This window comes from Microbulbifer magnicolonia, from assembly GCF_035117725.1.
GTDB lineage: Bacteria > Pseudomonadota > Gammaproteobacteria > Pseudomonadales > Cellvibrionaceae > Microbulbifer > Microbulbifer magnicolonia.
On sequence record NZ_JAYEFD010000004.1, the window covers coordinates 188,840 to 204,618 of the forward strand.

Consider the following 15,779-nt stretch of genomic DNA (forward strand, 5'->3'; position numbering starts at 1 on the left):
TTTGTCCCCAAATTACCATTAATTAACGGAAAAGGTCTTCCATTTCATATTCGACTGACTGGCTTCAACAGTATTTTCAATAAATGCCATCCCCCTAATGGCCTCGTCAATTCCAGGAACATCGAATGACTTACTATCGGCCTTTTCCCCGCGCTGATAGGCCCGTATTTGCAACACGAAATTCTTGTAGATATTGGCGAAAGCCTCCAAATAACCTTCCGGATGACCGGCAGGCGTCCGCGTAGCCATCTGCGCGGCCAGACACAGCTCTCCCACGCCAGTTCTGATCTGCTGGGTGGGCTCCGTATTTGAACGCAACCACAAGGTGTTCGGCTCCTGTTGCGACCATTCGATGCTCTTCCTGTCGCCATATATGCGCAGCCGGAGATTGTTCTCCTCCCCTATTGCGATCTGGCTCACGATCAAGACACCTTTGGCACCATTGTTAAATCGGACTATGACAGTGCCGTCATCATCGAGTCTCCGGCCCACCACCATGGAGGAAATATCTGCGCACAATTCGGCAATTTCCAGCCCGGAAACGTACTCCACCAGATTGGCGGCATGGACGCCGATATCCCCGATGCAACAACTGCTTCCGGCCATTTCGGGGTCCAGGCGCCAGCTGGCCTGCTTACTCTGCTCGTCCTCTTTGGAAGCCAACCAACCCTGACTGTATTCCACGACCACTTTGATGACATTGCCGAGCTCGCCTTTTTCAATCAGGTACCTGGCTTGCTTGATAAGTGGATAACCGGTGTAAGCATGCGACAAGGCGTAAAGGCAACCGCTATCCTCGATAGCACCCTTGAGTTCGATTGCCTGCTGCAGATTCATTGTTGCGGGCTTGTCGGAGATAACATGAAATCCATGTCTCAGTGCGGCGATGGCTACGGGGAAATGGAGATGATTTGGCGTGACGATCGCGACGAATTCCATGCGTTGGTCCGCAGGGAGCCGCGCCTCACAATCGAACATTTCCTCATAGCTTCCATAACAGCGATCTTCATCAAGATATAGCGACCGCCCAGACTCCAGGCTTCGCCCTTTGTCGGCTGAAAACACACCACAAACCAGATCTACATCCTGATTTATCGCCGCGGCGATGCGATGAACAGCACCAATAAAGGCGCCGTTGCCACCGCCTACCATACCCATTCGTAGTTTTCTCATACTGCAGAAACCCGATTTAACCGATTAATTTATACGCTCAAGCATGGAGATTCCCCGATATCTGCCGAAAGTTCGCCGTATCCTTTTGCAAAACTTGAGAACTCAATCTCCACAATCTACCGATTGAGAACCGTAGCCGTCAGATAGCCCTCTCCGTGCTCCTGACTAGACCTTAAATACAAAATTGCCACATCGATTCAGTGAAATAGACAGGCATAGGGGGCACCCTATGCCTGTTACCTACACTTCAGTTACGACTCATTAAAATTTGTAGTTAGCGCCAAGGTAGAAACGCCGCCCGTAGTAATTATAATAAGTCATCCTGTTTTCCTGCTTCCAGAAACCTTCTTGTGATTCTTCGGTCAGGTTAATAATCGATGCCGTAAGACTCAGACTTCCATTGAAGTTATAGCTGGCGTTGACGTCAAGCTGGCCGTACGCCTTGTCGTACATGTTGTAACCCTGATGAATCCAGCTAGCGCGATCATCTTTCCAGTTATAAGAGGCTCGTACACTATAAGTATCATTCTCGTAATAACCGGAGAGATTGTACTGGTGTTTGGCCGTACCCGGGATTTCTGCCTCAGTAGACACGCCGTCATTGAGTACGCCTGAGGTGCTAGTGTCGGTGTAGGTATAGTTCGCCATAACACCAAAGCCACTCTCAAAGGCATGCTGGGCAAAGAGCTCAACGCCTCTTGAGGTTGCCTCTCCGCCCCCAATTTTGGTGCTCATTTCAACTTCAATCGGGCCGTTACAACAGCTATGTTCACGCTCGACGATCTCGACGATGCTGACCGGAAGATTGCTGATTTCCTTGTCAAATAGCGTTGCGCCAAGCGCCGAACCGTCAGCGTAGTACCACTCAACACCCAGGTCATACTGGTTTGCCATCATGGCTTCGAGACCAGTATTGGCAGATGTACCCGAACCTCGGCCGGTCCATGAATCTTTCGAATTAATATTTACCGGAGGACCATAAGACTCGGCCTGTCCTAGATCCCCGTAGCTAACTCGAGTCATCGTCTTGGCCGCAGCAAAACGTAGTACGATGTCATCGGTTAAGTCCCAGGCCACGTTCAGGCTCGGCAGAAAATTGTCGCTGTCGGCGCTGCGGTCGTTGGCAGCGGTCACATCTGACTCCTGGCCAACAATATCGTCATAGGTAGAAGTGGTCAGATCTGTGTTGACGTAACGAACGCCGAAGTTACCGCGAAAGTCCTGCCACTGGAAATCTGCCTGGGCGTAAGTTGAGAAGATCTTCTCGTTGATCGTGTACGTGCCTGAAAGGACCGGAACAACGGTGCGAGAGAAGTTGTCACTCACATATTGCTTTAAGGCATCCATATCAAACGGCAGATAGTTGATTGCACCGGTATCACCAGCACTATTATCCACGACGTCATAACCTAGCAGCGTCGAGGTATCTGGATGGAAATCAGGGTTATGGAACCATTCGGTTCCGGACAGCCAGCCACGATAGCCGCCGTTATCCGGGATACCGTCGTCCCAACGGAAGGTATCTCTCAGTGACTTAATTTCATGGTCGCGGTACTTTGTGCCGACATAGACTTTGGTAATCAAATCCCATTTCGTGTCAAACGTCAGGTCTAACTGGTAATAGTCTTCCGTATCTTTGTTCCGGGTGGAATCAGAGCTGAACCAGTCGTAGTACGGATAGGCGTCGCGATCAGAGGTGAGGTCTTCCGAGATCTCGTAATCGGGCTTGCCGCCTTTGATCGACCACAACCAGCTGTTGACCGACCCATTGCGAGCATCCATGTTGGCCATGATGCGCTCGGATACACCGCCCTTCGCTTCGGTTCTGCCGATGTTCACATCTGCGGTATAGAAACCGCCGTCGTACGAAGCTTCGAAATCGTAAGTGTTCGATTCTGATTCTCCGGTGATGTCCTCGCCAGTCAACTGTGGAGACAACAGGCCACGACGAACCTCTACACCCCCGTTCACATCTGCGTCACCCCAGTTGGCATCGTTGAGCAGACCATTATCCCCAAAACCGTAGGCAACAACGGTATCCCCTTCCAGCTCAATACCAAAATAAGGATTATGATTGTCATTCCACTCAGCTAGCGTGAGGCGCTGTTCGCTGCGGTTGTAGCCCAGCGTAGAACCAAAATAGTTGAGGGAAAACTCCAATTGCTCGGTGGGGCGCCACTGCGTCGTCAGCTGATATCCATCCCGAGTTCGATCCTGCTGCTTATTGGAAATTCCCATAGCTCGGGGGGCCCACACATTGTTGTAGACCTCGCCTGTTGCCTGGTCGACGATGGCCGGCCTTTCGGCGCCCTCTACCGTGTCGGAATGGAAGCGCCAGTGGCTCGCATTGTTTTCTATGGCCCCAACAGTACGGTCCTGTTTGGTGTAACTGGCCAATACACCGAAGTTCCCAGCTTCATTTTTCCACGAATAAAAAGAGCTGAAATTCGGCTCGAATTTCTCCGTGGTGTCCGAATAGGTTGACTCGGCGGTGATGACACCTTCACCAGCGTCTAGATCCAGAGGTTTACGGCTGTGAAGAATTACGGTGCCGCCAATGCCACCCTCGTCGATACGCGCTTCCGGACTCTTGTAGACTTCCACGCTGCTGATCATATTGGATGGCAGTAGGGCATAGTTGAAACTGCGAGTGGGTTGACCGCTGTCGGAAGTGGCAATGTAGTTGCCATTCAACTGGGTAAACGTCCAGTCGGAGCTGGTTCCCCGAATACTGACTCGACTACCCTCGCCGCCATCTCGGGTGATGGTTATACCTGGGACGCGCTGAAGCGAATCCGCCACGTTTTTATCGGGGAACTTGCCGACATCTTCCGCAGTAATCGCATCTACAATTGAATTTGAATCCCGCTTAATTTCTAGGTTTTTGGTATTACTCTCCAAGATACCAATGACCTCGACAACTTCCAGGGCAGGGCTACCAGAATTTGCCTCGTCCGCAACTACCACCCCACTAGCTGCAATTGATATTGCGGCGCATAGTGCGGTGCGCGTGAAAAGCTTCCCTCTCGTCGCAGTTGCATATTGGCAATCAGTTTTATTTATCATCATGTTCTTTCCCAATTTTCTCTTCTAATTATCGCTATTCGAAAGATACCACTACTCTATTTTTCGATGCTCAAGTAGCCGGAGTCCACCTGAGTCTCGATAAAGCACGATTACTCCCATGAGACATCGTCTACTTATCGAGCACCCTGATACTAGGAAAGAATGTCGTCACGAAGGTAATTAAAACTCGGACGTCAATGCAACAAAATCGGCGCGTAGCTATTTTCAGGAAACTATAGACACAGAAACAATTCCCAGATTTTCGCTTGGGTAAGCCGCCAAATCGCATAAAAAACAACCTACGATAAAGCACAACTGATATGCGATTGAGCAGCCATGTAGCCGCCAATCCTTAGGCAGAAGCTGAGTAAGCTCTAGATGCTGGGGAGATAACCTGCTCTGAAAGGCGATGGTTAGCCGTATCATGTGCTGACAGGGTATTTATCTACTTAGTGACTGACTTGCCCTCTGAGATTACAACTTTTCCTGAATCTCTTCTCGATAGCTGGCAGGCAGCTGACCAAACATTTTTCCAAAGTGGCGGCTAAAATAACTATGCGAGGAGAATCCACTCTGGTAGGCAATCTCAGAAATAGGCATTTGAGTTTCAACTAGCATGCGTCTTGAATTTTCAAGCCTGATCTCGCGCACAAACTGCATCGGCGTTTTTTTTAAGTACTTCTGAAATCGCCGCTCCAGAGCACTTACAGACAAATTTGCCACTTCTGCCAGCTGTTCAATAGTGATCGCTTGACTATAGTTATTCTTAATGAATTCCACTGGTCTTCTTATTTTTTCCATGCCTGACAGCGTCTTTACGGTTTCTTTAAGATTCCTAGCGATACCATAGGTTCCAATTATTTCTTCGTTGGAATTTTTCAAAGGTCGCTTAGAGGTTGTGAACCAAGCTAAATCGCCAGATTTGCCTATATTCAGTTCCAGTCGATCAGTAATTAATTCGCCAGCCATTACCCTCTGATCGTCCAGCATGAAATTTTTGGCCAAATAAGAAGGTGAAAAGTCCAGATCTGAATGACCTAAAACCTGACTTATGGATTTTCGGCCAACGTGTTCTACGAATTCTTGATTGCAGTGAATTACCCGACCTGCCTCATCTTTTATCCAAAAAATGACATCTGAGAGAAGATCAAACATTGAAATTATTTGCTGTGTCGAAATTTGAGACAGTATAGATTCGTATTTCATGCATCCTCCTTCAGTAGCAACATCCAGCAGCGTCTTAGTGACAATAAGATAGCTGGTCCAGAGACAGAAAGTGCGGGATTACGACGAGGTCGAAAGCGGCACTCTCAGCTCTCGGGAAGACTCGCATGTTGGGCTGCATATTGAGCTGGGGCGCGACCTTGGCCTGGGGTTCAGTCATCTGGAGGTCACCCTTATTGGTGAGAAACACACCAGCTACAACATATTCCATTGCCAGGGACACCAGTGGGGATGCCTCCTCGCCGCGGATACCACTGCTCATCACACATCCCTTCGGGCAGCAGTCGACAATTTTTGATTCACTGCAATCTTGCGCAAAAGGTAATAAATCAGGCAGGACCCGCACCGCGGTTACCGCCAGAAATGACGGACTCAGAGATAACATCTGCAAGGGCTCTCATCTTGTTTATTATTTTGCTAACAGTCAGGTACCAGCCATGCCCTGCGTCGCATGCCGGTTACTATTTGAGCAACAACAGCGAAGAGCGCTACGCAAACCGGCTGGGGCCACCTGGCCAGAGTATTGAATTTGACCAGTGCGATCAATTGCCAGGCAGGAAATCACAAAAATTCTCGAAAGTCAGCCTCTTGATTGTTACACACAATGCTGATTTATGCGCCAAGCGGGAGAACTTTTGCGTCATTTCCATTAATTGAACATAGAGCTTGCGGGACCCATGCGCCATCACCCCTAGACACGGGTCAGGTATCAAGCTTTTGCGACGTCAGACATAGTCGCCGCTCCGCGCATAGCACGAGACGCAAAATAGAAATCCAGTCACTGCCTTAGTTCCTCACGAGTGTTTCCGCCTTGCCCTATGGCCGCGACCCTTTGGCCGCGAACTGGTGGTGCGCCTGGCGCAGTGGCAAAGCATGCACAACGTGGGTCGCCTTCTAACGGCACAGACAACGTCTAGGGCGACCGCAACCGGATCTGAGCCTCCCCGCCGGTTGAGAGTTACATGGAGTAATTTCCTTTTGGGGCCGAATACAAGCGGACCAAACGAAAAATGGCGAGCCCCAGAGCTCGCCATTTTTTTTGTTTCTGTATTTGTCAGAGGTAACTCAACCACCAGTCTCTGCGCCGCGCCTTGACCGCTGCCAGCCAGCGACAGAACGGATACAGCAGCGCGACCACCGCGAGCCAGACCAGATAAACAACGGGCAGCGGCAGACCGTAACCCTCGGGCAATGTCCACCAGCCGCCGGCGGCCGCAAACCAGCCGAAGCCCTGCCACTGCGCCAACCCCAGCGCCAGCAGATGCGCAATGTAGATATGCAGAACGTAATAGGCAAAGGGCACCCGGCCGAACGTATTGATCACATCCACCAATGGCCCGCGCAGGCGCTCCGACCAGGCCAGCAGCAACAGACCAGGCCCCAGGGTCATCAACAGGTAGAGCAGTGAGGGCGGGTACTTCTCCAGGTTAAAGAAGGAGACCAATGTCATACCGAAACTGACCTGGCCCTCCCAGGGTACCGGGTCGCCGTAGATATTGAATCCGCGCAATAGCAGAAACAGGGCGATGGCGCCTCCACCTAACAGCGTCAGCACCCGCCTGCGACTATCGGCCGGCTGTTTATACAGATCCGCCAGCAGGTAACCCAGTGGCATCACCGCCAGCCACGGTAGCAGTGGATACACGACTACCAGCGGTATTCCGGCGATACGGGTAAAGATGTCCTCATGCAGCCCGTACCACAACGGTGGCGCGCCCTCCTCGGGCATCGGCAGGCGCCCGTCGAGCAGGTTGTGCCCGGCAATCAGTGCCAGGCTAAGCAGTAACAGCGGCAATCGTGGCAGGTGAATAAAGACGGCCATGCTGATCATGCAAAAACCGATCATCGACAGCGTCGTCAGCACGAATGCATAGCCCTGTGGCTGCACAAAGCTCCAGCCAAACGACATCACTGTCTGCTCGATAAAAATAAGCCAGACGCCGCGGGTGAACAGGAAAATACTCAGTTCCCGTGGTGATCGGCTCGCCCGCATAAAGCCGGCACCCATGCCCGCCAGCAGCACAAACAGCGGCGCGCAGAAATGAGTGATCCAGCGGGTAAAGAAATAGGCGGGACTGGTCTCGTTGAGGTCCTCCGGCGCAAACCTCGCGGAGGACGTAAAGTCGCGCACATGGTCAAGGGCCATTAGCACCATCACCAGGCCGCGGGCAAAATCGACCGAGACCAGACGACCGGCCCTGACCTGCGCCTGCTCGGCTTCAAGGGGATCTTGAACGGCCTCGATGGAAGGATTAACTGATGCGGAATTTTGCATGGCGGCTACGTAGTAATGTCGGTTTATGGAGTTTGGGGCACCGCTTTACATCAGAGACGAGCGACAAGCAAAGACTATTCGAGCATGGATTGCAAGATCGGACTCAGGCGGCTGTGGATGTATGCGCCGGGGCCTTTCGCTATTCACCTATATAAAAGCCGGGGCACATTGCTGCACCCCGGCTTCACAATTCCGTTCAATGTGAGATCTATCAGCGCTGCGCGCCCTCGCGACATTCACCGCGCACTTCGCCACCCATCGGCGACACGCTGCGCTCAATCACGAAGTAGCCATCCAGACAGAAGCCGGTCTCCTGCAGCTTCAGGTTGAGGGCGTGATCGAAATCAAGCCCCCGGTTGCGACGTGGCTGGCCGGCCGGCATGTTCTGGGGGCCCATCATACCGCCGCGCGAGGCCGGGCTCTGCGTATAGGGACCGCGCACCAGGGGCGTTGTCATTTCCAGTGTGTAGGTGAAGCGCTTGGAACCATTGGCAGAAATTTCGGTGTGGAATGACTCCTTCAGGCCGGGATTGGGGGCCGGCGGCGCGCTGCTACAGGCGATCAGGAGCAGCGGGACTAAAAAAAGTGCGCAGAGTCTTAATTGCGGCGAGTTAACAGTGGCGGCTCGAGTTATTGTTATCACTACAACGTCTCCCGAAAAATACAAAGAGGCAACCAGAATAGAGGGCCTGCGATATGCCTCTGTGGGAGCTTGCCCTGCAAGCGATTGCCAGGGAGCTATTGGCAGCGCCGGTTTCGCCTGCAAGGCAGGCTCCCACAAGGTACCCGGGTAGGGCGATTATCTTCAGCGGCTCTCTACTTAAATACGACCGTTTTGTTGCCGTGGATAAATACCCGCTCCTGCAATAGCAGTTGCAGGGCACGGCTGAGTACCGACTTTTCCACATCCCTCCCCGCCGCAGCCATCGCCTCGGCGGAATAGGCGTGGTCCACGTGAATAATATCCTGCTCGATAATTGGCCCCTCATCCAGGTCATCGGTGACGAAGTGCGCTGTGGCACCGATGATTTTCACTCCGCGCTCATAGGCCTGCTGATAGGGCTTGGCACCGATAAATGCCGGCAGGAAGGAGTGGTGAATATTGATGATGCGCCCACGGTAGTGGGCCACAAATTGCGGCGTCAGTACGCGCATATACTTGGCCAGCACCAGATAATCGGGTTCGTAGCTGTCCACCAGCGCCATCACCTGTTCTTCGTGCTGCGCCCGCGCCAGCCCCTCGGCGGGCAGATAGTGGAAGGGGATATCGAACTTCTCGACCAATGCGCCGAGTTCCGGGTGATTGCCGATCACCGCAGCTATCTCCACATCCAGCGCGCCGGCATAGCATTTCATCAGGATATCGCCGAGGCAGTGGGGTTCGCGGGTGACCATCAGCACCAGGCGCTTGCGCCCGCTGGCCACCAGGCGGCGCTCGGCGCCCGCCGGCAGGGCCATATCGAGATCCTCGAGCAGCGTGGCATCGTTGAAGATGCCCTCCAGCGCAGTGCGCATAAAGAAGCGCCCCTGCTCGCGGTCGACGAACTCATCGTTCTTGATGATATTGAGCTGATGCTTGTAACAGATGTTGGTGATCTTGGCGATCAAACCCTTGGCATCCGGGCAGTCCGTCAGCAGTATCTTCTTTTCCATGGTCAAAATTCAGGCCAAACAACCAGACTTCAGACTATACACTATGCCGGATAGTCGAATCACACCCCATTGATCCTCTTAGGGCAGACATGGACAAGAACCTCTACGCCGAACATATCGCAACGCTGCGCAGCCGCTACGACGACATTCTGGAGCAGTGCGGCTACGACACCCTGAACGTCTTCAGCGGTGCGCCCAAGGTGCAGTTCCTGGACGACAACTACTATCCATTCAAGGCCAACCCCCAGTTCAAGGCCCTGGTGCCGGTCACCGACAATCCGCACAGCTGGGTGATCTATCGCCGCGGGCAGAAGCCGAAGCTGCTGTTCTACCGCCCGGTGGATTTCTGGCACTATGTACCGCCGGCGCCGCAGACCTTCTGGAGCGAGCACTACGATATCGAGCTGCTGAGCAAGCCGGCCGATGCCAAACAGTTCCTCAGCGCCGACTCTTCCTCTGCAAAGGCGGCCTTCCTCGGCGAGACCACCGGCCTCCTGGACGGCTGGCCCATCGGCACCCCCAACCCGGAAGACCTGCTCGCCCGTCTGCACTGGGCGCGCGCCTACAAGACCCCCTACGAATTCGCCTGCCTGCGCGAGGCCAACCGCATCGCGGTGAAGGCCCACCAGGCGGCCGAGGCGGCCTTCCGCAGCGGCGCCAGCGAGTTCGAGATCAACCTGGCCTACCAGCAGGCGGCCGGCCAGGGCGAGAACCGCATGCCCTACGGCAATATCATTGCCCTGAACGAGCACGCGGCGATACTGCACTACACCCACCTGTCGGACCAACGCCTGCCGGAGGCGCAACTGCGCACCTTCCTGATCGATGCCGGCGCCGACTGCCACGGCTACTGCGCCGACATCACCCGCACCCATATCAACGAGGCCTACCGCGACGGCGAGTTCGCCGAGCTGGTGGCGGCCGTGGATGAAAAGGAACAGGAACTGGTGGCCGGTCTCAAGCCGGGCCTGCCCTACCCCGACCTGCACCGCGAGTGCCACCACAAGGTCGGGCAGCTGCTGAACCAGTTCGGCATCATCAAGACCTCCGCCGAGAGCGCGATGGAATCCGGCCTGACCGGCACCTTTATGCCCCACGGCCTGGGTCACTTCCTAGGCCTGCAGGTGCACGATGTCGGCGGCCACCAGACCGCGCCCGAGGGCGGCACCACGCCGCCGCCGGCGCAGTACCCCTTCCTGCGCACCACCCGCACCATCGAGCAAAACCAGGTGTTTACCATCGAGCCCGGGCTCTACTTTATCGACAGCCTGCTGGCGGAGCTGAAGGATTCAGAATTGGCGAAGGAGGTGCACTGGGACAAGGTCGAGGCCCTGCGCCCATTCGGCGGTGTGCGCGTCGAGGACAATGTCATTGTGCACGGTGACCGCGTCGAGAATATGACCCGGGACTGCTACGCCAAGTAACCCGACTGTCTGTAGGAGCGGCCGGTGGCCGCGATCGATGTCGGGATAATCCCACAGCCCGATCGCGGCCATGGGCGGATGGCCGCCCCGCCGCTCCTACATTCACTTGCAGATATCGTCATGCCGGCCTGCGCCGGGAAGACAGAAAGTAAACCCCTTGTTCGCCTTTTTCCTCATCGAGTGCGGTGCGCGCAAAGCCACCCAGCACCTAATGACAAACACTTTGTCAGTCTAGTCACGTTTTTTGGCGCGCAGTTTTTTCTTGTAATCCCACGTCACCGTGTTCTGTTGCCTATCCCAAAAAATACGGCCAATCTGGGGAAGCCAAATCCAATAAAAAGGCTCCCAAAATGAAAATCTCTACTTTTCCTGCGGTGCTTGCAGCAGTACTTGTCACTGCCGCAAGCCACTTGCATGCGGAAACCATCGAATATGTCTTGTACGACAAAGAAGGCGTCGCAGGTACAGAGGTAATCGAAATTGACGGCGCCAATGTTTCCGGCGAACTGACATTAGGCTGGAACAACCGCCGCCTCAAACTGACGGAAAGCTTTACCATCGGCGCGGGCGGGATACCCAGCCAGCTGCATATCGAGGGTATCAGCCCGTTCGGCGCGCCGGTGAACGAAACGTTTTCCCTGACGGACGGTGTGGCCAGCTGGAGCGGCACGGACGAGCACGGCAATGCAAAGACGTCCGAACCACAGTTTTACCTGCCGAAGAACAGTACGCTGGCGGTCAAGGCGCAACTGGTCAAAGCGCTGCTCGCCGACGCGGATAACACCATCAATCTACTGCCCCAGGGCCAGGCGCAACTGTATCGGCTGGATACGGTCACACTGAACCAGGATGCGCAGCAACAGACGATCCATCTGTACGGTGTCAGCGGGCTCGAGCTAACGCCCGAGATGGGCTGGTTCGACGAACAGGGCAACCTGTTTGCATCGGATGAGGGCGGCTGGATGGCGATCCTGCGCAAGGGCTGGGACAAGTCGCATCTGGAAAACTTGAAAGCGCGGCAGATCAAGGCCGCCGATGACCACCTGCAGAAACTCGCCGCAAATCACACCCACAAGTCCGAAAAGCCCATACTGATCAGCAATGTCGACCTGGTCGACGTAGAAGCGGGCGCCTTGCTGGATAAGCGCCATGTCCTGATCGAGGGCGGCAAGATTGCGCGCATCAGCACCGCGCCAATCGGTATTGCCGGCGCCACCCGGATTGACGGCCGCGGCATGACCCTGATCCCCGGCCTCTGGGACATGCACGGCCACCTGTCACCGTCGGACGGTGCACTCAATATGGCCGCCGGTGTGATCAACGTGCGCGATATCGGCAACGCCCACGAAAATATCATGCGTGTGACCGAGCTGTTCGAATCCGACAAGGTGATCGGAGGCGAGGTATTCCGCGCGGGCTTTATGGATCGCGAAAGCGAAAACGCGATGCGCATGGGCAAGACCGCCACCAGCCTCGAGCACGCCAAGGAAATCGTCGACTGGTACGCGGAGCGCGGCTATCAGCAGATCAAGACCTACAGCTCCATGGAACCCGAATGGATAGCGCCGCTGGCCGAGCACATCCACAGCAAGGGCCTGCGCCTGTCCGGCCATATCCCCGCCTTTATGACCGCCGAGCAGGCCGTGGATGCGGGCTTCGACGAGATACAGCATATCAACATGCTGTTCCTGAATTTCATGGGCTCGCTCGACACGCGCAAGAAGCTGCGCTTTACCGAAATCGGCGAGCACGCCCACGAACTGGACCTGGACAGCAAGAAAGTCGCCGCGTTTCTGGACAAGCTCGCCCGCAAGGGCATCGTGGTGGATACCACCACCACCGTGTTCAGCTCCATGCTGCTGCGCCAGCCGGGCAAACTCGATCCGGAATATGCCGGCATCGCCGACCATCTGCCGGTCAATGTGCGCCGGAAGTTTATCGGCGCCGATCTGGACGTAAAGCCGGAGCACCGGCACGACTATGACCTGTCCGCCGAAGCGCTGTTGAACATGGTGCGCAAGCTGCACGAGCACAAGGTACCGATGGTCGCCGGCACCGATGGCCTGCCCGGCTTTACCCTGCTGCGCGAACTGGAACTCTACGCCAAGGCCGGCATTCCCAATGCGGATGTGTTGCGCACCGCGACGGTGGTCCCGGCCAGAATCGTCGGCGCCCTGAACCGCAGCGGCACCATCGACGTCGGCAAGGACGCGGACCTGGTGCTGCTGGACGGCAATCCGCTGGAAGATATCAGCGCACTGCGGCGCACCGCGCTGGTGATCGAGGGGCAGAACCTATACCGGCCGGACCAGCTGTACCGGGCCCTGGGCATCAAGCCCTTCCACGAGTCGATTCCGTTCAAATTGAATGGCTCGGCGACCGTAGCCGCCAATTAATTACCGGCATCACTGTTACGTTGTCCTTTCGTCATTCCGGTGCAGGCCGGAATCCAGTTTCAACGTCCGATGCTGGATCCCGGCCTGCGCCGGGATGACGAGCGTAGCGAATCAGGCCAGCTCCGCGCGCACGGTGCGCGCCGCCTCCACCATGTTCAGCAGCGACGAGCCCACCTCCGCCCAGCTGCGCGTCTTGAGGCCGCAGTCGGGGTTGACCCAGAGTTTCTCCAGCGGAATCACCCCGGCGATTTTCCTGAGCCGCGCCACCAGCTCTTCCCGCGCCGGCACATTGGGCGAGTGGATGTCGTAGATGCCCGGGCCTATCTCATTCGGATAACCACCCTGCTCTTCGCCAAACGCGCGCAGCAGCCGCAGGTCCGAGCGCGCGGACTCGATGGTGATCACATCCGCGTCCAGCGCCACTATTGCGTCCATGATCGCGTTGAAGTTGCTGTAGCACATATGGGTGTGAATCTGGGTTTCCGGCCTCACTTCACTGCAGGTCAAGCGGAAACAGGCCACCGCCCAGGCGAAATAATTCTCGTGTTCCGAGGCCCGCAACGGCACGCCCTCGCGCAGGGCCGGCTCGTCGATCTGGATAATGCCGATACCGGCCGCCTCCAGATCCAGCACTTCCTGCTGCAGCGCCCTGGCGATCTGCAGGCAGCTCTCGGCTCGCGGAATATCCTCGCGCGGGAAGGACCAGTTCAGAATCGTCACAGGGCCGGTGAGCATGCCCTTGACCGGTTTCTTCGTCAGGCTCTGGGCATAGCTGCTCCACTCCACGGTCATCGGTTGCGGCCGGGAGATATCGCCGAAGATGATCGGCGGCTTCACGCAGCGGGAACCGTAACTCTGCACCCAGCCGTTGCCGGTATGCACGAAGCCGTCCAGCTGTTCGCCGAAGTATTCCACCATGTCGTTGCGCTCCGCCTCGCCGTGCACCAGCACGTCCAGACCGAATATTTCCTGGCGGCGGATCGCCTCGGCGATTTCCGCGCGCAGATGGTCGACGTAATCCTGTTCGCCGATTTCGCCGCTGCGAAACTGTCTGCGCACCTGGCGCAACAGGTCCGTCTGCGGAAAGGAGCCGATGGTGGTGGTAGGCAGCAGCGGCAGCTGCCAGCGGCTTCGCTGCAGCGGCGCGCGCTCGGTGTAGGACTGCGGACGCCAGCTGTTTTCCAATGCAGCCGCAACGGAATCCCTGGAGTCAGCCTCGAACGGCGTGTAGCCATCTGTGCTGTGGGAGCCTGCCTCGCAGGCGATTGAGACGGCGCAATTGGCAGCATCTGATTCGCCAGCAGGGCTGGCTCCCACAAGGTGTCCCCCGCTTAACCCAGTGCCGTTGGGGCCAGGCGCGGTTGATGTCAGCCGGGTTTGCAACTGCCGCAGCTCTTCCAGCTTTTGGCGGCTGTAGGCGAGTTTCTGCAACTGCTCCGCCGGCAGTTTGTCTTCGGTGTCCAGATCCACCGGGCAGTGCAGCAGCGAGCAGCTGGCGGACAGCCACAGGCGATCTCCCAGCTGCTCGGCGACTGGTTTCAGTTGGCACTGCCACTTTGCCAGGTCCGCGCGCCAGACATTGCGGCCGTTCAGTACGCCGACCGACAGCACCTGCTGGTCGCCCAGCGCATCGAGCGCAGCGGGCAATTCCTGCGGTGCGCGCACGCAGTCGATATGTACACCGGTTACCGGCAGGCCGAACGCCAGCGACAGGTTTTCCCGCAGCGGCGAGAAATAAGTGGCGAGCAGCAGCTTGAGTGCCGGTGCGACACGATTGATGCGTTCGTAAGTATCCGCAAAGGCTGAGCGCCACGGCTGCGGCAGGTCGAGGCCGAGGATGGGCTCGTCTATCTGTACCCATTGCACGCCGGCAGCGGCCAGCTGTTGCAGCAGCTGCTCGTAGCAGGCCAACAGTCGCGGCAAAAGCGGAAGCCGCTCGCCCTCGGCGCGGCCGAGCCACAGGAATGTGAGCGGGCCTATGATCACGGGTTTGGCGATGTGACCGAGCGTTTGCGCCTCATGCACTTCGGCCAGCAGCCACTCCGTGTCCAATTCGAATTGCTGCTCACCGGAAAATTCCGGCACCAGGTAGTGATAGTTGGTATCGAACCATTTCGTCATCGCGCTGGCGGCCACCGGCGCGCCGGACGGCGCGCGCCCGCGGGCGAGGCGGAAGTACTGGTCCAGCTTGTTGTCGGCGGCGCCCTGCTCGAATCGCGCCGGCACGGCGCCGAACATCAGTGTGTGGTTGAGCACCTGGTCGTACCAGGCGAAGTCGCCCACGGTCACCAGATTCAGGCCGGCGTCTTTCTGTGCCTGCCAGTTGTCGCGGCGTATCTGCGCTCCTACCGCCTCTAGTTCGCTCTGTGAAATGTCACCGCGCCAGTAGGCCTCTAGGGCCCTTTTCAGCTCGCGGCCGGCGCCGATGCGCGGGTAGCCGAGGATATGTGTCTGTGCCATCTCTATTTCCCCAAAAATGATTCGATACTTCGCTCTTCTGTAGGAGCGGCCCATGGCCGCGATCGAAGTGCGGTGGTGGCTGGAAGTCCGATCGCGGCCAAGGGCCGC

Annotated in this window: 10 protein-coding genes; 2 read left to right on the forward strand and 8 right to left on the reverse strand. The window is 56.4% G+C overall.

Translation table 11 applies throughout. The features are described from left to right. Nucleotides 1-18: 18 nt before the first annotated feature. The 7 genes from RRF64_RS17095 to purU all read right to left on the reverse strand — a co-directional run bounded on the left by RRF64_RS17095 (nucleotide 19) and on the right by purU (nucleotide 9,391). Nucleotides 19-1,158: a Gfo/Idh/MocA family protein gene (locus RRF64_RS17095; RefSeq protein WP_323847136.1), complete on the reverse strand. Its 1,140-nt coding sequence runs from the start codon at nucleotides 1,156-1,158 to the stop codon at nucleotides 19-21. A 276-nt stretch (nucleotides 1,159-1,434) separates the two neighbouring features. Continuing rightward, entirely contained in the window at nucleotides 1,435-4,242 is a 2,808-nt protein-coding gene (locus RRF64_RS17100; protein ID WP_323847137.1) for a TonB-dependent receptor, read from the reverse strand. A 471-nt stretch (nucleotides 4,243-4,713) separates the two neighbouring features. Continuing rightward, nucleotides 4,714-5,445: an AraC family transcriptional regulator gene (locus tag RRF64_RS17105; RefSeq protein WP_323847138.1), complete on the reverse strand. Its 732-nt coding sequence runs from the start codon at nucleotides 5,443-5,445 to the stop codon at nucleotides 4,714-4,716. Nucleotides 5,446-5,479: 34 nt separating this feature from the next. Beyond that, a complete protein-coding gene (locus RRF64_RS17110; protein WP_323847139.1) occupies nucleotides 5,480-5,848 on the reverse strand; it encodes a hypothetical protein in 369 nt (122 codons plus the stop codon). 669 nt (nucleotides 5,849-6,517) lie between these two features. Beyond that, entirely contained in the window at nucleotides 6,518-7,738 is a 1,221-nt protein-coding gene (locus RRF64_RS17115; RefSeq protein WP_323847140.1) for an acetyltransferase domain-containing protein, read from the reverse strand. Nucleotides 7,739-7,949: 211 nt separating this feature from the next. Next, nucleotides 7,950-8,381, reverse strand: coding sequence for a hypothetical protein (locus RRF64_RS17120; protein WP_323847141.1), 432 nt, complete (start codon nucleotides 8,379-8,381; stop codon nucleotides 7,950-7,952). Between the two features lie 173 nt (nucleotides 8,382-8,554). Further along, nucleotides 8,555-9,391, reverse strand: a complete 837-nt coding sequence (gene purU, locus RRF64_RS17125) for a formyltetrahydrofolate deformylase (protein WP_323847142.1) — start codon at nucleotides 9,389-9,391, stop codon at nucleotides 8,555-8,557. An 89-nt stretch (nucleotides 9,392-9,480) separates the two neighbouring features. On the opposite strand from purU, the gene pepQ reads away from it, so the two are divergent. Beyond that, nucleotides 9,481-10,815, forward strand: a complete 1,335-nt coding sequence (gene pepQ / locus RRF64_RS17130) for a Xaa-Pro dipeptidase (RefSeq protein WP_323847143.1) — start codon at nucleotides 9,481-9,483, stop codon at nucleotides 10,813-10,815. Between the two features lie 437 nt (nucleotides 10,816-11,252). After that, a complete protein-coding gene (locus RRF64_RS17135; protein ID WP_323847144.1) occupies nucleotides 11,253-13,211 on the forward strand; it encodes an amidohydrolase family protein in 1,959 nt (652 codons plus the stop codon). A gap of 111 nt (nucleotides 13,212-13,322) precedes the next feature. Here the strand turns inward: RRF64_RS17135 and metE are convergent, their stop codons facing one another. Beyond that, entirely contained in the window at nucleotides 13,323-15,671 is a 2,349-nt protein-coding gene (metE, locus tag RRF64_RS17140) for a 5-methyltetrahydropteroyltriglutamate--homocysteine S-methyltransferase (RefSeq protein WP_323847145.1), read from the reverse strand. Nucleotides 15,672-15,779 lie beyond the last annotated feature (108 nt).